This window comes from Providencia sp. NPDC089933 (assembly GCF_049545585.1).
In the GTDB taxonomy this organism is placed as follows: Bacteria; Pseudomonadota; Gammaproteobacteria; order Enterobacterales; family Enterobacteriaceae; genus Providencia; species Providencia huashanensis.
This window is the reverse complement of sequence record NZ_JBMWDT010000005.1, coordinates 133,185-159,853: the sequence shown is the minus strand read 5'-3', so window position 1 is coordinate 159,853 and position 26,669 is coordinate 133,185. Positions and strand designations below refer to the sequence as shown.

General features: G+C 39.1%; 24 protein-coding genes. 5 read left to right on the top strand and 19 right to left on the bottom strand.

Annotation, left to right across the window (positions count from 1 at the left end; all coding sequences use genetic code 11):
- Nucleotides 1-155 precede the first annotated feature (155 nt).
- Nucleotides 156-671 carry a Der GTPase-activating protein YihI gene (gene yihI / locus ACPEH5_RS09405; RefSeq protein WP_048605465.1) on the top strand — a complete coding sequence of 172 codons (516 nt, stop codon included), beginning with the start codon at nt 156-158 and terminating at the stop codon, nt 669-671.
- 331 nt (nt 672-1,002) lie between these two features.
- Nucleotides 1,003-2,376, top strand: a complete 1,374-nt coding sequence (gene hemN, locus ACPEH5_RS09400) for an oxygen-independent coproporphyrinogen III oxidase (RefSeq protein WP_042847731.1) — start codon at nt 1,003-1,005, stop codon at nt 2,374-2,376.
- A gap of 408 nt (nt 2,377-2,784) precedes the next feature.
- Here the strand turns inward: hemN and ampC are convergent, their stop codons facing one another.
- A complete protein-coding gene (gene ampC / locus ACPEH5_RS09395; RefSeq protein ID WP_281110822.1) occupies nt 2,785-3,927 on the bottom strand; it encodes a class C beta-lactamase in 1,143 nt (380 codons plus the stop codon).
- Between the two features lie 182 nt (nt 3,928-4,109).
- Between ampC and ACPEH5_RS09390 the strand changes: the two genes are divergently transcribed.
- On the top strand, nt 4,110-4,991 hold the full coding sequence (locus ACPEH5_RS09390) for a LysR family transcriptional regulator (RefSeq protein ID WP_042847728.1): 882 nt from the start codon (nt 4,110-4,112) through the stop codon (nt 4,989-4,991).
- 67 nt (nt 4,992-5,058) lie between these two features.
- Here the strand turns inward: ACPEH5_RS09390 and ACPEH5_RS09385 are convergent, their stop codons facing one another.
- From ACPEH5_RS09385 to glnA, 13 genes are all read right to left on the bottom strand, one after another.
- Complete coding sequence (locus ACPEH5_RS09385; protein WP_129466941.1) at nt 5,059-5,346, bottom strand: helix-turn-helix domain-containing protein; 288 nt, start codon at nt 5,344-5,346, stop codon at nt 5,059-5,061.
- A 72-nt stretch (nt 5,347-5,418) separates the two neighbouring features.
- A complete protein-coding gene (locus tag ACPEH5_RS09380) occupies nt 5,419-5,658 on the bottom strand; it encodes a helix-turn-helix domain-containing protein (RefSeq protein ID WP_042847724.1) in 240 nt (79 codons plus the stop codon).
- 204 nt (nt 5,659-5,862) lie between these two features.
- Nucleotides 5,863-6,828, bottom strand: coding sequence for a fimbrial protein (locus ACPEH5_RS09375; RefSeq protein WP_131680890.1), 966 nt, complete (start codon nt 6,826-6,828; stop codon nt 5,863-5,865).
- Nucleotides 6,815-7,105, bottom strand: coding sequence for a helix-turn-helix domain-containing protein (locus ACPEH5_RS09370; protein WP_281110820.1), 291 nt, complete (start codon nt 7,103-7,105; stop codon nt 6,815-6,817). The genes ACPEH5_RS09375 and ACPEH5_RS09370 overlap by 14 nt, the downstream gene beginning before the upstream one ends.
- A 51-nt stretch (nt 7,106-7,156) precedes the next feature.
- A complete protein-coding gene (locus ACPEH5_RS09365) occupies nt 7,157-7,654 on the bottom strand; it encodes a fimbrial protein (protein WP_042847721.1) in 498 nt (165 codons plus the stop codon).
- 14 nt (nt 7,655-7,668) lie between these two features.
- On the bottom strand, nt 7,669-8,184 hold the full coding sequence (locus ACPEH5_RS09360) for a fimbrial protein (RefSeq protein ID WP_042847720.1): 516 nt from the start codon (nt 8,182-8,184) through the stop codon (nt 7,669-7,671).
- A gap of 9 nt (nt 8,185-8,193) precedes the next feature.
- The gene (locus ACPEH5_RS09355) at nt 8,194-9,165 is read right to left on the bottom strand and encodes a fimbrial protein (RefSeq protein WP_042847719.1); all 972 of its coding nucleotides are present in this window, start codon (nt 9,163-9,165) and stop codon (nt 8,194-8,196) included.
- 13 nt (nt 9,166-9,178) lie between these two features.
- Nucleotides 9,179-11,689 carry a fimbria/pilus outer membrane usher protein gene (locus ACPEH5_RS09350; protein ID WP_048605456.1) on the bottom strand — a complete coding sequence of 837 codons (2,511 nt, stop codon included), beginning with the start codon at nt 11,687-11,689 and terminating at the stop codon, nt 9,179-9,181.
- Nucleotides 11,690-11,715: 26 nt separating this feature from the next.
- Nucleotides 11,716-12,384: a fimbrial biogenesis chaperone gene (locus tag ACPEH5_RS09345; protein WP_048605455.1), complete on the bottom strand. Its 669-nt coding sequence runs from the start codon at nt 12,382-12,384 to the stop codon at nt 11,716-11,718.
- Between the two features lie 59 nt (nt 12,385-12,443).
- Nucleotides 12,444-12,968: a fimbrial protein gene (locus tag ACPEH5_RS09340; protein ID WP_042847716.1), complete on the bottom strand. Its 525-nt coding sequence runs from the start codon at nt 12,966-12,968 to the stop codon at nt 12,444-12,446.
- 647 nt (nt 12,969-13,615) lie between these two features.
- On the bottom strand, nt 13,616-15,082 hold the full coding sequence (glnG, locus tag ACPEH5_RS09335) for a nitrogen regulation protein NR(I) (protein WP_423727030.1): 1,467 nt from the start codon (nt 15,080-15,082) through the stop codon (nt 13,616-13,618).
- Between the two features lie 9 nt (nt 15,083-15,091).
- Nucleotides 15,092-16,141 carry a nitrogen regulation protein NR(II) gene (gene glnL, locus ACPEH5_RS09330; protein ID WP_042847714.1) on the bottom strand — a complete coding sequence of 350 codons (1,050 nt, stop codon included), beginning with the start codon at nt 16,139-16,141 and terminating at the stop codon, nt 15,092-15,094.
- Between the two features lie 155 nt (nt 16,142-16,296).
- Complete coding sequence (gene glnA / locus ACPEH5_RS09325) at nt 16,297-17,706, bottom strand: glutamate--ammonia ligase (protein WP_042847713.1); 1,410 nt, start codon at nt 17,704-17,706, stop codon at nt 16,297-16,299.
- 443 nt (nt 17,707-18,149) lie between these two features.
- Here glnA and ACPEH5_RS09320 point away from each other — a divergent pair, with 443 nt between their 5' ends.
- Nucleotides 18,150-18,401, top strand: coding sequence for a colicin Z C-terminal domain-related protein (locus tag ACPEH5_RS09320; RefSeq protein WP_281110819.1), 252 nt, complete (start codon nt 18,150-18,152; stop codon nt 18,399-18,401).
- 25 nt (nt 18,402-18,426) lie between these two features.
- Here the strand turns inward: ACPEH5_RS09320 and ACPEH5_RS09315 are convergent, their stop codons facing one another.
- Both ACPEH5_RS09315 and ACPEH5_RS09310 read right to left on the bottom strand, forming a co-directional pair.
- Nucleotides 18,427-18,825, bottom strand: a complete 399-nt coding sequence (locus ACPEH5_RS09315; RefSeq protein ID WP_042847710.1) for a hypothetical protein — start codon at nt 18,823-18,825, stop codon at nt 18,427-18,429.
- Between the two features lie 139 nt (nt 18,826-18,964).
- Nucleotides 18,965-19,822 carry a PadR family transcriptional regulator gene (locus tag ACPEH5_RS09310; RefSeq protein ID WP_281110817.1) on the bottom strand — a complete coding sequence of 286 codons (858 nt, stop codon included), beginning with the start codon at nt 19,820-19,822 and terminating at the stop codon, nt 18,965-18,967.
- A 433-nt stretch (nt 19,823-20,255) separates the two neighbouring features.
- On the opposite strand from ACPEH5_RS09310, the gene typA reads away from it, so the two are divergent.
- Nucleotides 20,256-22,079 (top strand): ribosome-dependent GTPase TypA, encoded by a 1,824-nt coding sequence (gene typA / locus ACPEH5_RS09305; RefSeq protein WP_042847704.1) that lies wholly within the window; start codon nt 20,256-20,258, stop codon nt 22,077-22,079.
- A gap of 46 nt (nt 22,080-22,125) precedes the next feature.
- Here typA and abgT read toward each other — a convergent pair whose 3' ends face one another.
- The 3 genes from abgT to ACPEH5_RS09290 form a co-directional block, all read right to left on the bottom strand.
- Complete coding sequence (abgT, locus tag ACPEH5_RS09300; protein ID WP_042847702.1) at nt 22,126-23,652, bottom strand: p-aminobenzoyl-glutamate transporter; 1,527 nt, start codon at nt 23,650-23,652, stop codon at nt 22,126-22,128.
- 74 nt (nt 23,653-23,726) lie between these two features.
- Nucleotides 23,727-25,175: a M20 family metallopeptidase gene (locus ACPEH5_RS09295; RefSeq protein WP_042847700.1), complete on the bottom strand. Its 1,449-nt coding sequence runs from the start codon at nt 25,173-25,175 to the stop codon at nt 23,727-23,729.
- Entirely contained in the window at nt 25,168-26,490 is a 1,323-nt protein-coding gene (locus tag ACPEH5_RS09290) for a M20 family metallo-hydrolase (protein ID WP_206226946.1), read from the bottom strand. The genes ACPEH5_RS09295 and ACPEH5_RS09290 overlap by 8 nt, the downstream gene beginning before the upstream one ends.
- Between the last annotated feature and the right edge of the window lie 179 nt (nt 26,491-26,669).

The window sequence follows — 26,669 nt, the reverse complement described above, 5'->3', positions numbered from 1 at the left end:
ATGCAACGCAAATTATTTAGGGTATAATTAATAAACTACTGCTGTGAAGGTCAGGTGAGATAAAAATCTACTGAAATTGCAAACTAGTACTTTCCCCCTTCATGGGAAACTGCTAGATTTCGCAGCAGAAACTGACTTTATCAAGGTATCAGGCCATGAATTCACCAAAAAAACCGGCAAGTAAGCCAAAGAAAAAATACCGTAAAACGAAAGAAGAATTGAACGCAGAAGGTCGTGAGCGTAAGCGCGAAAGTAAACATCGTGGTAATAAATCAGGTAGTCGCTACCAAGATAAGTCATCAAGCAGCCAAAATAATGGGCAAAATAACATTGTTGACCCACGCTTAGGCAGTAAAAAACCAGTGCCTTTAATTGTTGATGATAATTCAGCGACTAAACCTGTGGTTGAGAAAAAACAGCCAGTAGTTAAAGAAAAATTAACCCCTGAAGCTGAGTTAGCATTGTTAGAAAGTGATGACCGTTTAGATGGTTTGTTAGCACGTTTGGAAGATGGTGAGACCGTTACCGCAGAAGAACAGAAATATATCAATACTTGTTTAGACCGTATTGATGAGCTGATGAACATTTTAGGCATAGAATATGCTGAAGAAGAAGAGGAAGAAGACGAAGAAAAACTCGATGACATCATGCGTATCTTAAAAAGTAAATAACTTCGTTTAACCATCCCTCGTATATTCGGGGGATGTCGCTATTATTTTTCATAAATACACTTTTCTTTGATGTTGCATCAAGTCTCTTTTCTTTAACATCTTTATACTCGTCATATTTCAAGTTGCAGCATTGTTGGCTATGCTCATTCGCTCTAGTCATATACTTATGTATACTTTTAGCGACTCATTCACTTGCCGCCTAGCCACAACTTGAAATATTTAGAGTCTATAACGTTATGTATGCTATAAAATTTTCACATCACCGAATAACAAATTAAATAAGGTGCAACCCGTTGTGATGGTTTAAGCTTTTGGTCAATTGAGGAATGTTATGTCAGAGCAAAATATTGTTTGGGACCTCGCTCTCATTCAAAAATATAATTATTCAGGGCCGCGTTATACATCGTACCCCACTGCCTTGGAATTTAACCAAGATTATGACGAAAGTGCGTTTGTTCAAGCAACTCAGCGTTATCCCGACCGTCCTTTATCGCTCTACGTTCATATTCCTTTTTGCCATAAGCTTTGTTATTTCTGTGGCTGTAATAAATTAGTTACTCGCCAAAAACATAAAGCAGATGAATACCTACAAGTCATTGAAAAAGAAATTATTCAGCGTGCAGCTTTATTAAAAGGACGTCTTGTTACTCAGATGCACTGGGGAGGCGGTACACCAACTTATCTTGATAAAGTGCAAGTTAGCCATCTAGTCGGTTTATTGAAAAAGCACTTTCATTTTGCAGATAACGTAGAGATGTCGATTGAAGTCGATCCGCGTGAAATTGAGTTGGATATGATAGACCATTTACGCGCTGAAGGGTTTAACCGCCTGAGTATGGGGGTACAAGACTTTAATAAAGAAGTGCAAGTATTGGTTAACCGAGAGCAAGATGAAGAGTTTATTTTTGCTCTAATTAAGCGAGCAAAAGAAACAGGGTTTACTTCAACCAGTATTGACCTTATCTATGGCTTGCCAAAGCAAACGCCAGAAAGTTTTGCTTTTACCCTGAAAAAAGTGGCAGAGCTGTCACCTGACCGCTTAAGTGTATTTAATTATGCACATTTACCTAATTTGTTTGCAGCGCAGCGTAAAATTAAAGATGAAGATCTGCCAAGCGCAGAGCAAAAACTGGATATTCTTCAAGATACGATAGCTACACTCACTGGAAATGGTTATCAATTTATCGGTATGGATCACTTTGCACGCCCAGAAGATGAACTTGCGGTAGCCCAGCGTGAAGGCATACTGCACCGTAATTTCCAAGGGTATACCACCCAAGGGGACTGTGATCTGTTAGGGCTCGGCGTCTCGGCGATTAGCATGTTAGGGGATAACTACGCTCAAAACCAAAAAGATTTAAAAACCTATTATGCACAAGTCGAAGAGCAGGGGCATGCGCTGTGGCGTGGGTTGGTATTAACGGATGATGACTGTTTACGTCGTGATGTTATCAAAACCTTAATTTGTAATTTCCAACTGAATTTCGCACAAATAGAAGCACTATATCCAATTGATTTTAAATCTTACTTTGCAGAAGACTTAAACTTATTGATACCAATGGCAGAAGATGACCTAGTCGAAATTAGCGAAACAGGGATTAAGGTGACTCCTCAAGGACGTTTACTTATTCGTAATATTTGCATGTGTTTTGATGTGTATTTGCGTAGGCAGATGAGGCAGCGGCAGTTTTCCCGCGTCATCTGAATGCTCGTCATATTTCGTGCTGTAGCGTTGTTGGCTACGTTCACTAACCCTAGTCACATACTTTATGTATGCTCCTAGGGCTTAGTTTCTCTTGCCGCCTAGCTACATAACGAACTATTTAGAGCATTTACTCTTCGTCATATTTTATGCTGTAGCGTTGTTGGCTACGTTCACTAACCTTAGTCACAACTTAGCGTATGCTTCCCGCGCTGTTTTCACTTTGACGCCTAGTGGTACTCGAACTATATAGAGCATCTACTCCTCGTCATATTTCGTGCTGTAGCGTTGTTGGCTACGTTCACTAACCCTAGTCACATACTTTATGTATGCTCCTAGTGCTTAGTTTCTCTTGCCGCCTAGCTACAGAACGAACTATTTAGAGCATCTACTCTTCGTCAGAAATCTAATTTATTCATTAATCTTTTCAATTAATTGATAAGCTGCGGTGATGCGGTCGGAAATTGGGTACCATTTATTGGATAAAATCACGATGCCGATTTGTTCTTCAGGGATAAAGGCGGCATAAACTGCAAAACCATTTGTGGAGCCTGTCTTGTTGTAGAACGCTCGCGTTTCTGGCGGCATTGCCGGTTTAATTGCTTCGATTTTCTGTGGCTGTAATGCCATTTCATCACGGTTACCTTGATGTAATTGTGATAAAGAGACAGGCCACGGGTAACTTTCCCACATCATATCTTGTACAAATGAATCTGTTAGATAAAAGCCTGTGTGGGTATCTTCTACCGCTTCTTGCCATGATTTTGCGACTTTTACCGTCTGCATATTAATATCTAAGAAACGGATCAAATCTTTGGCAGTAGATTTCAAACCATAGGATTCGGCATCTAAAATCTGTGGTGCCACTCGCGCTGGGTGATCTTTCTTATTATAACCCTGAGCATAATTTTTCATTTGGTGCTTAGGGACATGAATATAGGTATGTTTGAGCCCCAGTGAAGGCAGCATTAATTTTTCCATCGCTTGTTCAAATGGCATTTTGAGTTGTTTAGCGGTGACGATGCCTAATAATCCAGTACCTAAATTTGAGTAAGAACGATATTCTCCAATGGTTTTTTCAGGGAGCCAATGTTGGTAATAGCTTATTAATTCAGCTGAATTCGTAATGGTCTCCGGCACAAATAATGGTAATCCAGAGGTGTGGGTGGCTAAGTTCATCACGGTGATATGGTCAAATGCTGAATCTGTTAACTCGGGTAGGTAATGACTCACTTTTTGTGAGAAATCTAATTTACCTTGTTCTTGTGCATAAGCGGCTAATGTTGCTGTAAATGTTTTCGAAAGAGAGCCAATTTCAAATAATGTGTTGTTATTGATAGGGGCTTTGTTTTGCTTAGACAATACACCGTAATGATAAAAATAGTGCTTTCCTTCAATCGAGATTGCCACCGACATTCCGGGTATCTGTTGTTGTTTCATTAGTGGTTTAATAATGTTATCAACGTTTTGTTGAGTTAGCGCGTTGGCTGAAATTGTGGTTAAGGCTAAGCTAAGAGCGGCAAAAATCCGCCCCTGACGAAAAACATTTCTCATAGGTAGTCCAATTAAATAAAAGTTTAAGTTGTTGCTAATATAAATAAGGAAGAACTTCATTGCATAACTGAAGTGCTTTAGTATAGATTTCTAGGCTGTTATACCGTTGTTGTATAGCAGTATGCGTGTTTTACGCCTTCATTTAAAACGATATAAAGTTCGATGAGGTAAAAGAAAATCTTATGTCAGGGAATTATCGTCATCGACTACCTTTAAATGCTTTGCGTGCATTCGAAGCATCTGCCCGCCATTTAAGTTTCACGCGAGCAGGTATGGAATTGAATGTGACCCAAGCAGCGGTAAGCCAGCAGGTTCGGTTATTAGAAGAGCAACTAGGTTTAGAATTATTTATCCGCTTACCTAGAGGGTTGGCCTTAACAGATGAAGGCTTAGCTCTCCTACCTGTGTTGAGTCGTTCTTTCGACCAAATTGAGTCTTTATTGCAGCAGTTTGATGATGGGCACTACCATGAAGTGTTGAGTATATCAGTAGTGGGAACATTTGCGGTGGGTTGGTTACTACCTCAATTATCAAAATTCTCTAATTTATACCCGTATATTGATTTACGGATTATGACACATAATAACGTAGTCAATTTGGCGGCAGAAGGTGTTGATTTTGCCATACGCTTTGGGGAGGGGTTATGGCCTCTGGCTGAGAATATTCCATTATTTAGCGCATCGCATACTGTGTTATGCTCTGAGAAAATGGCTAACCGCTTAACGACTCCCCTAGATTTAAAAGCGCATCATTTATTACGCTCATACCGTAAAGATGAATGGGAAAAATGGTTTCTTGCCGCAGGTTTAGAGCCGTGGCGAGTGAAAGGGCCTGTGTTTGACTCGTCTCGTCTAATGGTTGAAGCTGCGTTATTAACGGATAGTGTGGCATTGGTACCGAGTTGTATGTTTGAACATGAGTTGAGTGCTGGGAGTTTAGTGCAGCCATTTGATATTTCAGTGACATTAGGGGGCTATTGGCTTAGTCGTTTGAAGTCCAAACCATGTACACCTGCGATGATGATATTCCGTAATTGGTTATTGGATGAATCCCAACAAAGATAAATCGGTGCAATAATGTCATGCACCGATATTTAATAAATCAGCATATAATGATGCTCATATTTAAATATTAAAATACTAACGCCTCAGCAGAAAAATAATTTTTTTTACTAAGTGGGGTGTCTGTATTTTTATTTATTTCTGTCTCGTCAGTTAAAAAATAGGCAGGGTCAATATTAAATATCTGAGATAATTGATATATCGTATCAACATGGATATTGACTTCGCCATTTTCATAACGTGATTGATGTTGTTGGCTAATACCTAATAAGCTACTTAATTCTTTTCCGCTCATACCATTAGCTTCTCTTAATGCTCTAATTTTTAGACCAACAGATTTTGATATTTTTCGTTTCATAATGTTCTCTCTAATTTTAATAACACAAAATTAATTAAGGATTTTTAATATTATTAATGTTTCTTATGTGGTTTAATTCTCTTTTTTAGTACTAAAAAAATGAAAAAAAGATTTAATATCAATCTTAAAGTATTCTGCATATTGAGATAACCTATCTATATTTATTCTATTCACTCCTCGTTCATATCTAGATTGTTGTTGTGGACTAATTCCTATTTCCTTAGATATAATAGATATAGGAATACCTAACTTTTTTCTATGATAATAAATTTGATATCCAATTTGTTTGGATATTGAATAATTTTTTGACATGTTTTCCCTTTATAAAATAAATCATAAACAACAGGGCTACACTAGATATAGATAAGGCAAAAACTAGAGCTTAATAGTTAATATATAGATAATTTAAAAAAAAGCATGTGTTTAAATCAAGATATTGTATTTTTATATGGAATGGTATTATTTAATGACCACCCATTTTAGATGGTCGTAATATGATACTTAAAACTAGGCCAATTATTCATATCGAATATTGACTGTTGCTGTACTGTTCGCTTTCCCAGGCGTTATTTTAGCTGCCGTTTTAATATAGCGAGCTTTCCAGTTGAACCGGATATCTCCAGCAGCTGAATTAGTTATGGTATTGTTTTTAGTAGCTAGTTTTATAGGGGCATTACTTGCATTTAGTAGTTGTATGGCAATACCTGTTGCAGAGCCCGTGCCAGATAACTTGATTTTCCCTGTTTGCGTATCAACATACCCCGCACTACTGGTAATGGTTGTTTTAATATTAGTTCCGGCAGCACAACTTAAGGTGATCGGGATATTAACACTAGCACTTACTGCGCCAATATCCTTAAATTGTGTGTCATACCAATCACCTAAAACAACGGTATAGTTGTTCGACTTTGTTGTGCATTTTGCTACATTTATTCGCACGGCATTCATCGGTATATTTAATGTACTGATATTCCAATTTATATGGTTAGGGTTTTCTTGGATTAATCGTGCAACAGCCCCGGCCTTAAGGGTATTAGACTGTGTTACATTTCCGGTTTTTTTTACTATAAAAACCCATTTGGGCACTGCAATACGCCATGGCATTCTATCTCCGATAGGGTATGGGCTATAATAATCTAATGCCCCTGCTACGGCTCGAATCTCTACACTGATACCTGGAATATTAGTGGCAGCTATTTTATTTAAGTTTGGCACCCAGCCATTTATATAGCTGGCATGTAATCTTGCCTGTCCACATTGGCCGTCTTTTCCTGAGAATGTCGTAATATTATCACTAGCAAAACGAATTGTATATGTACCTAAATTCCTTGTTGAATTATCATCATATTGAATAGTATGAGTTTGTGTAGGAACATTGACATTAATATTCCTTAAGTTTGGGTTTTGAATACAAGCAGAATATGAATATGTAGAATACAATAGTGTTGTCATTAATAATGCTTTTATATTAGATTTCTTCATAGATGTTTCCTCTGGTTTTTATAGGGAATTCTTTTTTAATATATTCTTTCTCTATTTCAGTGAAGATGAAAAACTCTAATATACTAATGTTAAATATCTCAGCATACTGATTTAGCCTATCTAAATTTATTCGGTTAATACCATGTTCATATCTTGATTGTTGTTGTTCACTCACACCAATTATGTTTGCAATCTGGTTTAATGTCATTCCATTCATTTTTCTATAATATGTTATTTTACTTCCAGCTATTTTGGAAATAGGGTAGTAATTAGACATAATGTATCTCCTATTAAAATAAATATAGGCGTAATAAGAAATTATATTTAATTACTGATAAGTAAATGTAAATTCTAAGTGGCTTTTAAAAGACCCTGCAATCATTCCATTACCATAACCTGAAACTCTAGCTGATAACGGAATTTCTACGCTTCTAGTTTGTGTGTTGACATTTGTTGTAATGGTATCGCCGTTTTTTATAGTCGCTTTATTTGCAGTTCTTGCTAAATTCAAAGCAACATTTTTTGCTGTCCCGTTGTTTATAAAATACTCTGGAGTTGTTGGGTCTGGAGTACCTGATATAGCCATTACAGCTTGGCTTGTTCCTACAGGGCAATTTTTGAGCTTAACTGAAAAATCAACCCATGACGATTTTTGTGTATCCTTAATATTCCAAATATTAATCTTTTTTAAATCAATAAGGTAATTAGATTTTTCAAGTTCACAAGGCGCAGCTATGACAGTACCGTGTACTTTAATATTCGCAGCTTGCCCAAAAACAATGAAAGAGCAGCTCATTAGTGATAGAAATAAAATAAAGTGTCTCATATTCTTTTCCCTGTTTATAAATAGGTAATTGTTGCTGTAATATTTGCAGAAATAGTCCCAGGGGTGACATTACCTAATGAGCTAAACGCACGTGTTCTTAATGGGATGTTAATATTTGTTTGTCCATTTGTAGTGACTTGCAATACTTTTTGGTTACCTAAAGCGGTTGTTCCATTACCATTTTGTAGTTGTACAGCTAGGTTCCTTGCCGTACCTTGGTTTTTGTATAAACTTGTTGCATCCGCAGTATCCGCGGTTCCTGTAAACGTCAGTTTTACTTGGTTAATATAGGTAGAACAGTTATTTAAGCTAATATTAAAGTTTTTCCATGGGGAACCTGAATTGGTATTTTTAAAGACATCTGCAGAAATACTTTTTAGGTCAATATCAATATTATTCCCACCAGTAATATTACAAGTAGCCGCTTTAATATTTCCGGTAAAATTCAATGTCACTGTGCTAGCAGCAAATAAATTCCCACTGATTATTAAGCTACTAAGTAAAATTAAATTATTAACTATTATTTTCATTTTTTATTCCTACTCATAGCGAATATTTACAGTAGCAGAGGCATTCGCTGTACCTGGCGTGATGTTATCTGCCGTCTTGATATAACGAGCCTTCCAATTAAACATGTAGTCTCCAGCCGGAACATTATTTTGCAGGCTGTTCTTGGTATTTAGCTTGATTGGATTATTATTTTTATCCAATAATTGTATTGCGACACCAGTAGCACTATCAGCTCCTGTTAGCCCTAATTTTCCTGTCGCCGCATCTTCATATTTAGAGCTTGTGACAGTCGCTTTAATATTGGTACCTGCCGCACAGGTTAATGTAATTGGAATATCAACCGGTGTACTGGTTGAGCCTATATTAGGAAATTGTGTATCATACCAATCTTGCATATCAATATTGTAGGTTGACTGATTATTCTTTAATGAACAGCTAAGCACATTGATACGAATAGCATTAGTTGGCATATTTAAGGTTGTTAAAGTCCACGTCACACTGGTTGGTGCACGGTAAGTTACGGTTAACCTTGCGACATTTCCGGCTCTTAATGTGCCACCTTGTGTTACCGAACCAAGTTTTTTTACTGTGATGCCCCAATGCGTTGTTAATATATTATAATTGGAGTTGTTTTTATCCCATGAAGCATTAAACGCTCCAATGCCTGCGGTTGTAACAGAAATGCCAATACCCGGAATATTAGATAGGGCAACTTTATTGGCATTTGGTGACCAGCTATTGATAAAACTCCCCGTTAAGTATGAAGTAGCACAAGAACTGGAATCACTAGCTACCCACTGAGATGTAGATGAAAAATCAGCACGGAGAGACCCTAAATCTCTAGGTGTAATATCATCATATTGAATGTTATATACTGCGGTCGGTACGTTAGCGAATTTATTATTTAAATTTGGGTTTAAGGTACAAGCTGCATTAGCATACCCTGAGTATAAATATATAAAACTCATAGCCAATATCGATTTATAAATAAAATTTTTCATTATTTATTCCTTATTATCGGCAAACTGCTGCTGTTTTATATAACCCCATATAATTCGATATACCTGCTAAGTTATAATTGACTTGGCATTGTTGTTTATCGTTATATTGAATAATAAAATTGCCGTTTTCAGCTAAGCCTGATAAATAAATTTCGCCATCATTCCCCACCATACTGTTTAACTGCGGGTTATCGTTAAAGATAGCTTGGGCGCCAAAAGGTACAGGTTTACCGTCAGTAAAAGTCAGCAGCATAATTGCGCGGTAGCCAACGTTTGCGGTAAAGCTCGCTTTGACTAAAGCCCCTCGGCTTGGTGAAACACTTCGACTGGATAAATCCATCTCAGTATTCTCAGGTAATGCAGAGGTATCGATATCGATCATATTTTTGCGATAAGCAGTGACATAAGGTACCAATGCGTAACCTTGGTTATTTGTAGTCACCCCAGCTTGGTTTAGGATCGGTACATCACCTGCATCAGGAATTTCAACAAGCGCCGCGGTTTCTCCCAACTGTTGGCCAAGTACAAGGCCGCCAGAATGTGCGACTAAGCTACCGTTAACCCCGTAATAGAGGTTATAGCTGTCTTTGCTGTAGCCACTACCGCCTGAGACTTCACCATATTGGCCTTTATAAGAAGCATTCATATTACCGTTAGTGCCTTGGTCTCGAGTAGTAAAGCCTTGTTGAACGCTCCAATTTAACCGGTTATTTAACTGTGATGCTGAAAGACCAATGCTTCCGGTACTTGCACTATTACTGCTGCTACTACTGTTAAAGTTGTAATAGAAGGTATCGTCAAATACCGAAAAGGGTACGCTGACGGAAAGCGCTAATTGATGGTCATCTTCGCTTTTTGAACGACTTCCTGACCGATAAGAATAGCTATTGGTATTTTTGTTATAGGTATAATTCAAACTATAACTGACACCTTGCCAACTATTGTTATAACCCACCGTGGCAGATTGCGTTTTTCGGTCACTGTTCCAATAATCTTCATTAATATAACCAACAGAAATTGAACCAAAACTATCCCCTAAGTTTTGGCTGAGGGTAATTTCACCACGATTACGGCGTCGTTCAATTTCAGGGGCATAGTTTGTATCCCTATAACCATCAAACACTTCCGCTAAACTATAAAAGCCTTTGGTGGAATAACGATAACCTGCCAATGCGATATTAGTACCAATATCATTGATATTTTTGTTATAGCGGAAACGGTATGATTGGCCTTTTTCCTTAACATCATTACTGAGCGTTGAATTTGCATGAGTAACGTCAATTGATAAGGCACCAAAGCGCCCAAGGTTTTGCCCTGCACCAATGGAATAAGACTGGTAATGTTCACTAACTTGGCTTCCTCCATATGCGGTGATGCCATAAGGCAAGCCATAGATTAAGGTGAACTGACCAAATTTTGTTTTATCAATGCTATTATCATAAGCGCGGTATTCACCGCCAGTTACGCTATAAGAAAAATACCCTTCACGTTGTAATACGGGTAATGAAGCGAAAGGAACAATTTGGTATTGCTCGCTACCATTAGACTCTTTTATTGTGACATGTAAATCGCCGCTCCCCCCTGTTGGGTAGAGGTCTGTAATTTCAAAAGGACCAGCAGCCACTTCAGTTTGGTAGATAATGTAGCCATTTTGGCGGATTGTTACTTGTGCATTGCTACGTGCTATCCCGCGAACTACAGGCGCATAACCACGCAAGCTTTCAGGGGACATATCGTCATCTGTTGCCAATTGTGCACCACGAAAGGGCACACTATCAAAAACCATCGAAGGCGAAACACTATCACCTAAAGTTAATTGGCTTTTGATACTATTAATGCCACGCGATGCATAAGTGTAAATGGTGTCCCATTTACCGGATTGGTCATTATTACTGGACCATGTTGTATAGTTACGCAAACGCCAGGCCCCAAGATTTATACCGGGTCTTAAATTCACATAATGAGATGTACTATCTGAATCATTATTTTTTCGGTCGTAATTTTTTGAACCATTATAGCTATAGTTTAATAATAACGCGTTGATTCCATTGTCAATGTTAGCTAAATCAACATATCCCCTTGGGTTTCTATCCAAGGCAATTTGAGGAATACTAAGATATAAACGTTGTGAACCAAATTCAAAATCACTTTTTGCATCAGGAATGGCAGCAAGGTTTATACAGTGGCTTCCTGAATGTTGCAATTCAGGGTAATCATTAACTTTAATGCCAAATTCTTTGAGATCATTAAGAGATAAACAAGGAGCTAACTTGTTATTACTGTCTTTATCAAACTTAAGGCTTTTAGCACCAATTAGGTTGGTATTAACATAGATATCAACATAGTAATCCCCTGCTAATTGTTCATCATTTTCAAATTGTGATAAGTCAACTGAATCTTTATTAGGTAGCTCTAAAAAATCAGGGTCAAAATAGACTGTATCATCTGGTTTTTCTTCAGCATATAATGCCGTCGTATAGCCTAAATATAATAATAGGCCAAGAAATATTTTATTTAATTTCATATCGTAACCTAACTCATTTTATAAGTTTATATTTTCTTTTCGAGTGTTTCTGGTGCAGACCCATAGTCATTAATAACTTCCCATTTAATTATTCCATTAGAACTAGGGTTATTAACGTCAAAAGATGCACTTGCAAATGGTGCGACATAAGAAACATCATTTGCTTTAGTTCCATTAAAGCTAATGCTTTGAAAGTTCATAAAATAGGGAGTTGGGTTTTTAACAATAATGTTATTTCCTGACTTAGACCATACTAATTTTTTTTGTTCTTCAATAAAATCAACATTCTTTAAGCTTTTTGGACGATAGATCAGCTTCATTTGTGTTTTAAATGCAATTTGCAATGAATTTTCTGTTCTTTCTGTCGCAGGGATCGTTTTTATATTCAGCCAGAATAATGACTCTCTATCATTAGGTAGTTTATTCTCAGTTAGAAAGATTCTAAGTGCATTTGTGTTATCTGGATTCAACCTAAATAATGGTGGTGTTATAGCAAAATCAGATTGTTTTTTTTCATCGATATTATCAATCCAAGACTGAATTAAATAAGGGATCTTATCTGGGTTTTCTACACTAATGCTGACATCTTTGTTTCCCTCATTGTAAATAACACGAGTTCCACCAATAATTACACCTGCATATGCAGTGTTTAATAGTGTAAATACAGAAATGAAAATATAGATAATGAATTTCATAATACCACCATTGATTATAATTATATAAGGCTTAATTCCTTTTAAACCTTATTTGTTATTTAGTTATAATTGATTGTAAATGTTGCAGTGCCGTTAGCAGGACCAGGAGTTACAGTGTCAGATTTAGCAATATAACGTGCTCTGAAGTCTAAATTATTTTCAACACCATCTTTTAATGGGTATGTTTTAGAGGCAGTAAATAGTGGGACTACTTTATTAGCATCATCAGTAATTTGAATACCGACACCAGTTGCAACACCAGTTTCTTCTTTTAATTTAATAACTTCATCATCGCCGATATAAGAATCCGCATCAAACTTAACAGAAGCACTTGTTACAGTCGTTGGGCAATTAATTAATTTAATGGTAAATTTAGTGGCGGCAGCAGTACTACCTGCACTTGGTAATGCGGTTTTTGAAACTTTACCTAAATTAACTTTTAATGCATCAGAACCAGCAGCTAATTCACAGGCTTGGTCAATAATTTCACCAGTAAAATCAATAGTACCATCCGCTGCTAATGCATTATTAATAGCAAAGATTGAGGATGCAGCAATTAATGATGCAAGTAAATTCTTTTTCATCTGTTTTTCTCCGGAATATAATTTATTTATTTTTCATTGAGTGGTTGAAAATATCAATTACTCAACTGAAGAGTATTTTGAATCTATTTTTTAAAATAAACAAGTTTTGTTATATTTGGTGAAATATAATTAAATTTTAATATGATTAATATCATAATAAGTAATTAACACACTATGGGTTAATAATTAACTCCATGTGCTTACTTAAGGTAAATTTCATTTTTACTGGGTTTTTTACTAAAGTTAAATAACGATATAAAACTAAGATTACCTATAAAGTGGTGGATAAATTTAATTTATCTCTTATATGGTGATTGTTTGGGTTTATCAGGCGTTAGCATATAGAGTATACTTGAAGTGTTTGTCATTTATATTATCTAAAAATGAAAAATCATTATAAATATCAAATCACGATGGTCTAAATATGCTTGTTTTGGTGTTTTTATTATGGATATCATTTATTAACCATCGCATTTCAATGGTCTATATAAGTGATTGTTTATTGTTTTTATTATCAATGGCTGAGAGAGAAAATTAAATGTTAAGCTAATTATCATAAATAAGATGGAGATGTATTCTTTTATTTCACCACCTTATTTTAATGATATGCTTTTGTTTTAATTAGGCTTACATAAACAAATAATGAATTACTCAAGCCCTAATTCTTTTAATTTTCGAGTTAAAGTATTCCTTCCCCAGCCTAATAAACGGGCAGCTTCTTGTTTATGGCCCTTGGTATATGTCAATGCGCAACTTAGCATAGTACGCTCTAATATAGGAATTGTTTGTGCTAATAAATCGTCTTTACCTGCTGATAACGCGTTATTAGCCCACTTTTCTAATAATTCAAACCATTGTGCTTCTGAGTTGGCTTGATGTGTAGGTAAAATTACGTATTCATTGGCCTTCAGGTTATTTTCTTCAGTATTTTGTATCGGGCGCTCTTCCAGCAAATCTTCCGGTAGGTCTTGCGGTAAAATTTCTTGGCTAGCGGCCATCACTGTGAGCCAGCGACAAACATTTTCTAATTGGCGGACATTACCCGACCAATAATAGCGCTGGAGGATTTTTTCGCTATCAGCATGTAGCACTTTACTCTCTACACCTAACTCCTTAGCGGTATTTTGTAAGAAGTAATGCGCAAGGCGTGGGATATCTTCGGTACGCTCGCGTAATGGTGGTAATTGTACTCGAATGACATTCAACCGGTGAAATAAGTCTTCACGAAAAAGCCCTTCTTTGACGCGTTTTTCGAGATCTTGGTGGGTTGCTGCAATAATACGCACATCCACTTTTACAGGAGTATAACCACCAATCCGGTAAAATTGCCCTTCAGCGAGAACGCGTAGTAATCGAGTCTGCACATCGAGGGGCATATCGCCAATTTCATCTAAAAATAATGACCCATGATTGGCTTGTTCAAACCGGCCTTGGCGCACTTGGGTTGCACCGGTAAATGCCCCTTTTTCATGACCAAATAGTTCGGATTCAATTAAATCTTTCGGGATCGCAGCCATATTCAGTGCAATAAATGGCTGATTAACACGAGGACTATGCTGATGTAAGGCGTGAGCAACTAACTCTTTCCCTGTTCCTGATTCACCATTAATTAGCACGCTGATGGATGAGCGAGATAAGCGACCAATGATTCGATAAACCTCCTGCATGGCAGGGGCTTCACCAATCATGGTTGAAGACACAATAGGAGCCTGCTGTTTAGTATCCCGATCAGTGTGATTTTGTTCACGGCTGTGATTGAGTGCCCGTTCGACCAGTGCCACTGTTTCATCAATATCAAATGGCTTTGGTAGATAATCAAAGGCCCCAAATTGGTAAGCATTGACCGCGGCATCAAGGTCTGAATGCGCCGTCATGATAATAATCGGCAGTAAGGGATGAGATTGCTTAATAGTATTTAGTAATTCAATACCATTTGTGCCTGGCATACGAATATCAGATAACAACACGTCAGGAAGTGAGGTCTCTAAGGCAGCGAGAACAGCATCAGCGCTATCAAAACAGGTGCATGAAAATTCAGCACTGCTAAGTGCCCGTTCTAATACCCAGCGAATAGAACTGTCATCATCAACAACCCAAATTTTTCCCTGTGCCATAGATATCTCCTATTTTTTGATTGGTAGATAAATAGAAAACTCGGTATGCCCCGGCCAACTGGTAAATTCGATTTTACCCGCGTGTTGGTCGACTAAGCTTCGAGCAATAGATAAACCAAGCCCTGTACCATCAGGTCGCCCACTAACCATTGGGTAAAATAAAGTGTCTTGAATTGCTAATGGGATACCTGGGCCATTATCTTCAATATCAATACGCGCTGTTAGTCGATAGCGTTCACCTTGTAACATCACCTGAAATGCGGTGCGTGTCCGTAGCGTAATATTTCCCCCAGTTACCGCGAGAGCTTGCAGCGCATTGCGTGCTACATTTAGTAGTACTTGCTCGATTTGATCAGGGTAATATTCGAGTTCAGGTAAGCTTGGGTCATAATCACGAACCAGTGTGACATTATCCGGCTTTTCTAAGGATAGCAAACGCGTCACATTTTCCATTATATGATGAATGCTTTGCTGGGTTTTAGGACCCGGATATTGTGGACCAAGCAACCTATCGACAAGCGCCCTTAAGCGGTCAGCTTGCTCAATGATAACTTGAGTATATTCATTCAGTTGAGGGTCAGGCAGTGCTTTAGATAATAACTGCGCAGCACCTCGCAAACCGCCTAGTGGGTTTTTTATTTCATGGGCAAGTCCGCGAATGAGCTCGCGGGCTGCAAGTTGTTGGGCATTTTGCGCTAATTCTTGGCTTAGACGCCGTTGACTATCAAGTTGAGAAAGCTCAACTAAAATAAATTGTTCAGAAAATGGCTGAGCACTGAAAGACATCACATGGGAATGGTTATTAAACACCAGTGTGACCTCATTTTCTGTAAAGCTATGCCCTTCCTTTAAACTACTCAACATCAGTTCATCATTGAGTGAACAATAACTAAAGAGAAGAGGGAGAGGGGTACCATATAGCTTACGCTGGCTTTGAGTTAAAATCTGGAGTGCAGCATGATTGGCATAGTGGATAACCAGGTCGTAATCCAAAATCAGCACGCTATTAATTAGTGAATCGAGAAGTTGTTCTGGTGCTGGCAAATGTTCGGTTTTCATGTAATGTTGCTCCTGCACTATTTTGGTGCATTATACCTGATAGACCAAACAACCGATATTTGATTTTGTTCCGCTAATATTTTACAGAGAAAAGGCCCCATCAAAAGATGGGGCAAGTGCTTCACGGCAACAAAGACTAGCAGTGGAACGGCGTGTTACACACTGTAGTACATTTCAAATTCGAGAGGGTGTGGTGCCATACGGACACGCTGGATATCGCTGCGAACTAATTCGATATAAGCGTCAATGGCGTCATTCGTGAATACACCGCCACGGGTTAAGAATTCACGGTCTTTATCTAACTCAGCCAAGGCTTCGTCTAAAGAGCCTGAAACTGTTGGGATTTCTTTGGCTTCTTCAGGTGGTAAGTCGTATAAGTTTTTATCCATTGCATCGCCTGGATGGATTTTATTGATAATGCCATCAAGGCCTGCCATTAACTGTGCAGCAAACGCGAGGTATGGGTTAGCCGCAGGGTCTGGGAAGCGTACTTCAATACGACGTGCTTTAGTGCTGGCAACCACCGGAATACGGATAGATGCAGAACGGTTACGCGCTGAGTAAGCCAGCATGACTGGTGCTTCAAAGCCCGGAACTAAACGCTTGTATGAGTTGGTTGTTGGGTTGGTAAATGCGTTCAGCGCACGAGCGTGTTTAATGATACCGCCGATGTAGTACAGCGCCATCTCAGATAAACCGCCGTATTTGTCACCAGCAAACAGGTTAACACCGTCTTTAGACAAAGACATATGGCAGTGCATACCTGAGCCGTTATCACCAACGAGTGGCTTTGGCATAAAGGTTGCGGTTTTACCGTATGCATGGGCAACATTATGAACAACATATTTATAAATCTGGGTTTCATCCGCTTTTTTGGTCATGGTATTAAAGCGGGTAGCAACTTCGTTTTGACCTGCTGTTGCCACTTCATGGTGATGCGCTTCAACCACTAAGCCCATTTCTTCCATTGTGGTACACATTGCAGAGCGCAGGTTTTGTGATGAATCAACGGGGGGAACTGGGAAATAGCCGCCTTGTACTGCTGGGCGATGACCTTTATTGCCGCCTTCGTATTTTGTGCCAGTATTCCACGCTGCTTCGATATCATCGATATGGTAGTAGCTACCATGCATATTATTGCCAAAACGGATATCATCAAAAACGAAAAATTCAGGCTCTGGACCAAACAGAACGATATCAGCGATACCGCTAGAACGTAAAAAGTCCTCAGCGCGTTTTGAAATTGAACGCGGGTCCCTGTCATAACCTTGCATAGTGCCTGGTTCTAAAATATCGCAACGGATAATTAAGGTTATGTCAGCAAAGAATGGGTCGATAACCGCGGTTGATGGGTCTGGCATCAATACCATATCTGATTCATTAATCCCTTTCCATCCACCGATAGATGAACCATCAAACATCTGGCCTTCTTCAAAGAAGTCTTCGTCAACTTGGTGAGCAGGGATAGTGATGTGTTGCTCTTTACCTTTAGTATCGGTAAAGCGCAGATCAATAAATCTAACATTTTGCTCTTTTATTAACGATAAAACATGTTCAGCGGACATTCTCGGCTCTCCTGGTCGGGTCTAATCAACAATCGTCTAGATGATGCGCTTGTTGTTTTTTGTCTAGCGGTAGTGAGTCGTGTAAAACGAGGCACTGTTATTCGCTCTGTAAATATATAAGCGAAAATCATGCCAACTTTTTAAATTATAGTAAATTCTGATTGTTACAAAGAAATGATGGGAGAGAAAATGATAAAATGGAATAAAATGCACTAAATTGGTGCTTTTTGTTAGTTGCTTGCACTATTTTGGTGCGTTTTTTTAAATGCGAATCATTTATGTCATGCATTCATCATAAATATAATATTTTATGTTCTTCGCTTATGCCAGTATTAATAAGGATATATTTGAGCAACATTGAGTATTGAATCTAAATATATTTTTGTACTTTACATAATATTTATGTGGAAAAGTGACGACATGGTTAATAGGGGTATAAATATATGGCAAGATCTCAAGGTTGGGCTCCACCATTAGCATGGGGACCGTGGGTTAATCTTCATACGCACGTAGGGAATAGCGCTTATACTGTTTCATTTGATGCTGAAATACAATATGTAACCAATTCAGGTGATAGAACCGTTCGTACTATGAGGCCTGGCTCATATAGAATTAATGGAAATAATGGGGCAGGACAAGACCGGATTAGGTTTAAGAGCCATTCAGTAGGGCTGACGATAGAAGTTAGGTACTAAATCTAAAAGTGGCTTTATGCTAACTTTACTTATTCATCAAAGATTTAAATAAATTTAAATTAGATTGATTGTTTAGATTTTGGTAAAAACCATCATCTAATGAATGGATGTTTCCTAAATGAATGTTTTTTTGAATAAGAACGTTATTAAAATAAACATTCATTTTTTTATTTTTATTTTTGGTTAGAAAATCATATAGTTTAGGTCGGCAATTATTTGTATTGCTAAGTGTTATAAAAACAATATGTTCATTATTTTTTGATTCATCCTTATATGATTCGATACATTCTTTATCTAATTGAAAAAAAGAATTATTTGTAGAGTAAGATAAAATGTTATCGCTTTTAATTTTGCAACTAATGAGCAATAGCCCCGTTATAATTGCTATAGATGAAATAAAAAAGATTTTTTTTGAATTATTCATAAATGTTATTATCATTCCAAATACTCAATTGTTTATAGTATAAACAGAATATTTCATGTTATTTATTCTGAGATGCGAGAAGAGTAGAACTCGTATATATAAAGAAAGCCCATATAACAAAGAATATGAGCCTCTTACATTATTCATCGTTACTATTGGTTAGTAACGTATTCACTTCTTCAATTTGTTTTACTGCATCATTGATGATGGATGCAATTTGGCGAGTTTGTTCTTCATTGAGCTGCTTTAAAACCATTTTATGGCGTAATAATGCTTTAAAACGACTGACCGCCATTTCAATGTCTTCCGCTAAATTACCACCTTGTTGCATATCGCGTGCTTTTGCCAGTTTACGGGCAATCACCACTTCGATGTCTTTATTCTGAGCTAAATGCGATGCTCCTTCAGGCGTGATAGTAAAGCTTTTACGGTTCCGCTCAACAATTTGTGATTCCAAGAAGCCTTGTTCTTCTAGTAGTGTAAGAGTTGGGTAGATTACACCAGGGCTAGGCACATAAAGACCGTTAGAGGCTTCTTGAATATCTTTAATTATCTCATAGCCATAACTTGGTTTTTTGGCAACTAATGAAAGCACCATAATATGAAGGTCACCATGGTCAAATAGACGACGCAGACCTTTGCCTCTTCCTCGACCCCTTTGGCGCTCACCGCCATGTCCGTGGCCATGACGGCCTTCACCGTGGCAGCATTTTTCACCATGTCCGTGACCATGACGGCCTTCACCGTGGCAGCGTTCTTCACTTTGTCTGTGACTATGACGGCCTTCACCGTGGCAGCGTTCTTCACTGTGTCTGTGACTATGACGGCCTTCACCATGGCAGCGTTCTTCACTGTGTTCGTGACTATGACGCCCTTCACCATGGCAACATTCTTTGTGTTCATGACGATGATTACCATGACAGCCGTTATGGTGGTGGTCATGCTGATTTTCGTCATGCTGTGCATAATATACATGACGACAAGATTTAATTAGCATATAGTTATTCCTTAGCTTGTAACTTTAGATATATCGAATCTATTTTGTCGTTTCACTATATTTAGATATATCTAATTAGTCAATTTAGATATATCTAAATGACACAAAAAGACATTAAAAAAGGTAGTTAAGAAAGAAAGTCTATTTTATATTCTTTTTTTTGGCTGCTAATATTGAGTTTTTAGCGTATTATTCTGCTACTTTGTGAATTATTAGTGCTGATACTCACTATTTTATTGGGTATTTTGGCGCTGTTATGCAACTGAATGTTTTTTCGTTAAAAACTTTTTATACAGTGATGGGTTTCACATTTATTCCACTTCTGCGGAAAAACGTGTAAAATAACAGCAAATTAACGTAGAAAGTATGTTTTGGTCGATAATAACGGCTAAAAAAGCATATTCCTTTCCTGTCAATTAAACGGTAAAAATCCTTGTCAATTCAAAATTTAAGAAACATCGCCATCATCGCTCACGTTGACCATGGCAAGACCACACTGGTTGGTAAATTACTGCAGCAGTCAGGTACGTTCGGTGAACGTGAAACTGTTGATGAGCGTGTTATGGACTCCAACGACTTGGAGAAAGAGCGTGGTATTACCATCCTTGCTAAAAATACCGCTATCCAATGGAATGGTTATCACATTAACATCGTAGACACCCCAGGCCACGCCGACTTTGGTGGTGAGGTTGAGCGCGTTATGTCTATGGTTGACTGCGTTCTGCTGGTTGTTGATGCGATGGATGGCCCAATGCCACAGACTCGCTTCGTAACGCAAAAAGCGTTCGACCACGGCTTACGTCCTATTGTTGTTATCAACAAAGTTGACCGCCCAGGTGCACGCCCTGATTGGGTTGTAGACCAAGTATTCGACTTATTCGTGAACTTAGGTGCAACGGATGAGCAACTCGATTTCCCTATCGTTTATGCATCTGCATTAAACGGTATTGCAGGTCTTGACCATACTGAAATGGCTGAAGACATGACGCCACTGTACGAAGCTATCGTAGAGCACGTTGCGCCGCCAGCAGTTGACATCGATGGTCCATTCCAGATGCAAGTATCGCAATTAGATTACAACAGCTACTTAGGCGTAATCGGTATTGGCCGTATTAAACGTGGTGTTGTGAAGCCAAACCAACAAGTCACTGTTATCGATAGCGAAGGCAAAACTCGCAACGGTAAAATCGGTAAAGTTCTGACACACTTAGGTTTAGAGCGAATTGACTCACAGCAAGCCGATGCGGGCGATATCGTTGCTCTAACTGGTTTAGGTGAACTGAATATTTCTGACACTATTTGCCAAGTGGGTAGCGTTGAAGCTCTGCCTGCATTAGCCGTTGATGAGCCAACAGTTAGCATGTTCTATTGTGTTAACACCTCACCATTCTGCGGTAAAGAAGGTAAATTTGTGACTTCACGTCAAATCCTTGACCGCCTGAATAAAGAACTGGTGCACAACGTGGCACTACGTGTTGAAGAAACTCAAGACCCAGATGCATTCCGTGTTTCTGGTCGTGGTGAACTTCACTTATCTGTTCTGATTGAAAATATGCGTCGTGAAGGTTTCGAATTAGCCGTTTCTCGTCCGAAAGTTATCATTCGTGAAATCGATGGCCGTAAACAAGAGCCATTCGAACAAGTTACTTTAGACGTTGAAGAGCAAAACCAAGGCGATGTGATGAAAGCGTTAGGTGAGCGTAAAGGTGACCTACGTGACATGATGCCAGATGGTAAAGGCCGTGTGCGTCTTGACTACATTATCCCAAGCCGTGGTTTGATTGGTTTCCGTACAGAATTCATGACGATGACCTCAGGTACTGGTTTACTGTACTCTACATTCAGCCATTACGACGATGTTCGCCCAGGCGAAATCGGTGGTCGTCAGAACGGTGTTCTGATCTCTAACGGTCAAGGTAAAGCAGTTGCTTATGCACTGTACAGCTTACAAGATCGTGGTAAGTTATTCTTAGGTCACGGTGCAGAAGTGTATGAAGGCCAAATCATTGGTATTCACTCTCGTTCTAACGACTTAACAGTTAACTGCTTAACGGGTAAAAAACTGACTAACATGCGTGCGTCAGGTACTGATGAAGCGACAACATTATCACCACCAATTAAAATGACTCTGGAACAAGCTCTTGAGTTTATTGATGATGATGAATTAGTTGAAGTGACTCCGCAGTCTATTCGTCTGCGTAAGCGTCACCTGACTGAAAACGATCGTCGTCGCGCGAGCCGTACAAAAGAAGACTAATTTTTAGTTAAATTAGTTAATAAGAAGGCGCCGAAAGGCGCCTTTTTTATGGGTTGAGTTGTGGGTAAACACCCGGCCCTATAGGCAGTCCTGCAAAGTACCAGCCAACAAGCAATAACATCCAAACTATAAAAAAGACAATAGGATACGGTAATATTAAGGTGTAATAAGTTCCGAGCTGTGCATTTTTATAGTAGCGTTGTAAAAAACCTAAAAAGAGAGGAAGAAAAGGTGACATAGGTGCAAGTGGTAGCACCGCTGAATCTGCGATACGAAACACAATCTGAGCAAATGCAGGGTGAAAACCTAGTAGCACAAACATAGGAACAAATATTGGGGCGAGGATCGACCAGATAGCTGAACCACTTGCGATAAACATACAAAGGAAAGCGGATAGGAACATCAAACCAATAAACGCAGGTACTCCGGTCATACCAAGGGCTTCCAGTAAGTCGGTTAACCCAATCGCCATAAATTTCCCCATGTTACTCCAGTTAAAAAAAGCAACGAATTGTGAAAGGGGGAAAACCATAACAATAAACCCTGCCATACTTTTCATTGGGTCAACTAATAAATCAGGAATATCATTAGGCTTTTTGATTTGCTTTGTTGATACACCATAGGTAATGGAGACCACGAAAAAGAAAATAATAATGACAGGAACAATCCCTTTAATGAAAGGGGATGGGATCACTGTATTGGTGATTGGATCGCGTAGTGGGGCACCTTCAGGCACAACAAGTAAAGCCACTAGACCGATAAAAACTAATGCAGACAGCCCACTCATCAATAATCCACGGTTTTGAATAGGTGTTAATTGTTCGATTCGGTCATGGGATGTGCCTTCCCATATAGGCAGGCGAGGTTCGATAAATTTATCAGTAAGTAGTGCCCCCGCAATCGTGAGTACAATCACTGACGTAGCCATAAAATACCAGTTATCAATAACACTAACATGAAGGCTTGGGTCAATGATCATGGCCGCTTCTGTACTTATCCCTGACAATAAGACATCCGTCGTGACAATCAATAAGTTAGCAGTAAAACCTGAAGCGACCCCTGCAATTGCAGCTAGTAAGCCAGCAACAGGATGACGGCCTACAGCAATAAAAATTAGCGCTCCTAAGGGTGGCATGACGACCAGCGCAGCATCAGAAGAGATATGGCTAAAAAAAGCAATAAATAGCACCATATAGCTGGCATAACGTTTATTAATGCCGGAAGCCATTTTATACATCAGAGCTTGGAGTAAACCGACTTTTTCGGCTAAACCGGCACCAATCACAAGTGCAAGAATGGCACCAAGAGGGGCAAAACTACTAAAATTTTTAACAATATTGGGCAAAATCCATTGTAATCCCTCAACGCTTAATAAATTTTTAACGCTAACCATTTCGTCATTGGCTGGGTTTTTAACGGATAAACCAAACCAAGACAAAATTGCAGTAGCAATCATGAGTACCGCAATCAAATAAACAAATAAAATAAACGGGTTAGGTATTTTATTTCCCACGCGCTCTATCCAGCGAAAAATCGCACCGGGGCTTTTGTGATGAGTTGTTGTGTCACTCATAGAATTTCCTTGTGTCTGTATTCATTGTTATTGTTATGACTATTGAGCGGGATAAATCCCGCCAGTATAAGGAACTACTTTAATTTTGAAGGCGTTACATCTTTAGGGATAGGGCATTGATAGGGTGCGGTTTGTCTTTGTTGATGAAACTCAGCTTTAGCTTGTGCTAATAATTCTGGTTTTAAGAACAACTCAAGTGCACTGGATGCCATAATTTTTCCTGCGAGCAGCATTCCTTTATGAGCAATGGATGTGCGCCCCTGAGCGACTAACTGCCATGTATGTAGTGCGGTACCGAATGCGAAGCATGGGCTAAAACACTGCGCAGTAGGGGTCACCCAACTGACATCTCCTACATCTGTTGAGCCATACATTAATTCTTTTGACTCAACGTAAGGTAGCACTTCGTCAGTGAGTACTTTATTACCTTGCCTTTCACACCAAAGCACCCCTTTTTCACCGCCACTACGAGCTGCATTCAATTTGGCATTGCGCAAATCATCTTTAGTCAGAGTGCTATAGATTTGTTCAGCGAATTGGCGTTCTTGTTCTGTATATTCAGGGATGCCAAATTCCGTAATATGATTAAACATCGCATGTTCTAGAGTGCGATTCGGTACATAGTTTGAACATGCTTTGTCAAAACGCACCTCTAACTGAGTGCCGGTCATTAAGGCCGCGCCTTCAGCAATCTTAATAACGCGTTGGTAAATATCTTGCGCTTCATCGAGCTGCGGAGCGCGCACAAGGTAAAGAACCTCTGCATCTGCTTGTACGACATTTGGAGAGGCACCGCCCGTATTGGTGACGGCATAATGAATGCGTGCCTCTTGAATAATGTGTTCGCGTAGAAACTGAACGCCGACATTCATGAGCGTTACTGCATCTAAAGCACTACGTCCAAGATGAGGTGAGTTTGCTGCATGTGATGCAATACCTTTAAAACGAAAAGCCGTTTGAATATTAGCAAGAGACTTGACGTTGAAGACGCCACTAAAAGATTCTGGATGCCAAGTAATTGCGGCATCAACATCATTGAATAGTCCTTCCCTCACCATGAAGGTTTTACCTGAACCGCCTTCTTCACCCGGACAGCCATAGAAACGTACCGTACCCGATAAGTTATTTTCTTTTAGCCATGCTTTGACTGCATAAGCGGCGGATAAGGCAGCGGTACCTAACAAATTGTGACCACAGCCGTGGCCATTTCCATTTTCAATAACTGGGCTAGGTTCACTGCATGCCGAATGTTGGCTCAGGCCTGCAAGGGCATCGAATTCCCCGAGTAGTGCAATAACGGGAGTGCCTGAACCGTAACTTGCGATAAAAGCGGTTTCGATATTACCAACGCCTCTTTCGACGTGAAAACCTTCCTTTTCTAACGCATCAGCGAGCAGAGTCGATGAGTAAGTTTCTTCAAAACGTGTTTCTGGATGATCCCAAATATCATCACTTAATGTAGTGAATTGATGTTGGTTTTTTTCAATATAATCATTAATAAATGATGTAAATGTATTATCCATTTTGAGCTCCGAATTCAGGTAAATGCAGGGCGATAGTGGACAGCGTTTTAACGGCGGTCGTCATCACTTGTTCATCGAAATCAAAGCGCTCATTGTGGTGACCCGCGCTGAGCTGGGTGCCAAAAATCATATAAGTTGCTTGTCCCCCGAGTTGTTTGACGCGCTCCATAAAGTAGGTCGCATCTTCAGAGCCCGCGGCTTGGGAGCGGTCTTTCACCACAGATGTGAATTCAGGGAGGTGGGCTTGAGCCAAATCGCAAATAAAATCAACCCATTGTGGACTTGGATGGCTACTTTGTGCAGCGCCCATTAATTTAATATCAACGGAAACATCTTGCATCTTGGCTGCACCCTCGACGATATTTAGGGCTTTTTGATAGATAAACTCATTAATTTCATTAGTTTCACCTCGAGTTTCTACTTTTAATAACGCAGAGTCTGGAATGACATTTCGACCGATCCCTGCTTGTAAAACCCCAACATTTATTCGAGAACTACCTTCACTATGGCGTGGAATGCCATATAAGCCTAAAGTCGCATGGGCTGCGGCCAGTAATGCATTTTTACCATCTTCAGGTTTTGCACCTGAATGAGCAGCAACACCTTGATAAGTAACATCAAATTTAGTTGTCGCTAAAAAGTTTCTGCTGCCACAAACGACTTCGCCTTGTGGGACTCCAGTTCCAAGGTGAATAGCAACAAAAAAATCGACATCATCGACAACACCTGCCTCCATCATGGATTTCGCGCCGCGAGTGCCTTCCTCCGCTGGTTGGAAAATAATTTTAATACGACCGGAGAGTTTGGATTCGTATTGTTTGAGAACATGCGCAAGCCCTAATCCAATAGCGGTATGGCCATCATGACCACAGGCATGCATCATGTGTGGGTTACAAGAGGCAAACCCTTCATTGTAAGGACGGTGTTGGCACGAAAGGTCTTCGTTTAGGTCAAGGGCATCCATATCGACTCGGAAAGCTAGAGTTGGACCGGGTCTTTCGGTATCTAATGTCGCGACAATTCCTGTAAACCCCCCAGAGAAATGCCCTAGCCATTGGGTAAGAGCCCCTTGCTCAATTGCTCTTTTTTCTTGTTTTTCTAATTCAGCAGGAGAAGGGAGCCCCATTCTAGCGTCAGCTTTAATCACTTCTTTGCCAAGTTGTAATTGGTAGCCAAGCTGATGCAGCTCTTCTGCTACTAGAGTCGCAGTACGAAATTCTAACCAACCAGACTCTGCATATTGGTGAAAATCTCGACGCCATGTCTGTAACTGCTGTGCCATTTGATTGATAGTGGCATATAAGTCAGTATCCATTTTTTATCTCTTTTAGTTATCACAAAAAAAGTAAATTCTGTTATGTTTGATTACGAATTATTAACATTTAGCGAGATAAAATTTTGTTTATTAATTAAAAATAAATTTATTTAGATGCTGATGTATTTTTTACCTTTAAAAATTATTTTAAAAGGCTAAATGTTAATTATTTGTTTCTT

Coding starts and splice junctions, on each gene's coding strand:
- yihI (WP_048605465.1), top strand. CDS start 156: ATGAATTCACCAAAAAAACCGGCAAGTAAGCCAAAGAAAAAATACCGT.
- hemN (WP_042847731.1), top strand. CDS start 1,003: ATGTCAGAGCAAAATATTGTTTGGGACCTCGCTCTCATTCAAAAATAT.
- ampC (WP_281110822.1), bottom strand. CDS start 3,927: ATGAGAAATGTTTTTCGTCAGGGGCGGATTTTTGCCGCTCTTAGCTTA.
- ACPEH5_RS09390 (WP_042847728.1), top strand. CDS start 4,110: ATGTCAGGGAATTATCGTCATCGACTACCTTTAAATGCTTTGCGTGCA.
- ACPEH5_RS09385 (WP_129466941.1), bottom strand. CDS start 5,346: ATGAAACGAAAAATATCAAAATCTGTTGGTCTAAAAATTAGAGCATTA.
- ACPEH5_RS09380 (WP_042847724.1), bottom strand. CDS start 5,658: ATGTCAAAAAATTATTCAATATCCAAACAAATTGGATATCAAATTTAT.
- ACPEH5_RS09375 (WP_131680890.1), bottom strand. CDS start 6,828: ATGAAGAAATCTAATATAAAAGCATTATTAATGACAACACTATTGTAT.
- ACPEH5_RS09370 (WP_281110820.1), bottom strand. CDS start 7,105: ATGTCTAATTACTACCCTATTTCCAAAATAGCTGGAAGTAAAATAACA.
- ACPEH5_RS09365 (WP_042847721.1), bottom strand. CDS start 7,654: ATGAGACACTTTATTTTATTTCTATCACTAATGAGCTGCTCTTTCATT.
- ACPEH5_RS09360 (WP_042847720.1), bottom strand. CDS start 8,184: ATGAAAATAATAGTTAATAATTTAATTTTACTTAGTAGCTTAATAATC.
- ACPEH5_RS09355 (WP_042847719.1), bottom strand. CDS start 9,165: ATGAAAAATTTTATTTATAAATCGATATTGGCTATGAGTTTTATATAT.
- ACPEH5_RS09350 (WP_048605456.1), bottom strand. CDS start 11,689: ATGAAATTAAATAAAATATTTCTTGGCCTATTATTATATTTAGGCTAT.
- ACPEH5_RS09345 (WP_048605455.1), bottom strand. CDS start 12,384: ATGAAATTCATTATCTATATTTTCATTTCTGTATTTACACTATTAAAC.
- ACPEH5_RS09340 (WP_042847716.1), bottom strand. CDS start 12,968: ATGAAAAAGAATTTACTTGCATCATTAATTGCTGCATCCTCAATCTTT.
- glnG (WP_423727030.1), bottom strand. CDS start 15,082: ATGGCACAGGGAAAAATTTGGGTTGTTGATGATGACAGTTCTATTCGC.
- glnL (WP_042847714.1), bottom strand. CDS start 16,141: ATGAAAACCGAACATTTGCCAGCACCAGAACAACTTCTCGATTCACTA.
- glnA (WP_042847713.1), bottom strand. CDS start 17,706: ATGTCCGCTGAACATGTTTTATCGTTAATAAAAGAGCAAAATGTTAGA.
- ACPEH5_RS09320 (WP_281110819.1), top strand. CDS start 18,150: ATGGCAAGATCTCAAGGTTGGGCTCCACCATTAGCATGGGGACCGTGG.
- ACPEH5_RS09315 (WP_042847710.1), bottom strand. CDS start 18,825: ATGAATAATTCAAAAAAAATCTTTTTTATTTCATCTATAGCAATTATA.
- ACPEH5_RS09310 (WP_281110817.1), bottom strand. CDS start 19,822: ATGCTAATTAAATCTTGTCGTCATGTATATTATGCACAGCATGACGAA.
- abgT (WP_042847702.1), bottom strand. CDS start 23,652: ATGAGTGACACAACAACTCATCACAAAAGCCCCGGTGCGATTTTTCGC.
- ACPEH5_RS09295 (WP_042847700.1), bottom strand. CDS start 25,175: ATGGATAATACATTTACATCATTTATTAATGATTATATTGAAAAAAAC.
- ACPEH5_RS09290 (WP_206226946.1), bottom strand. CDS start 26,490: ATGGATACTGACTTATATGCCACTATCAATCAAATGGCACAGCAGTTA.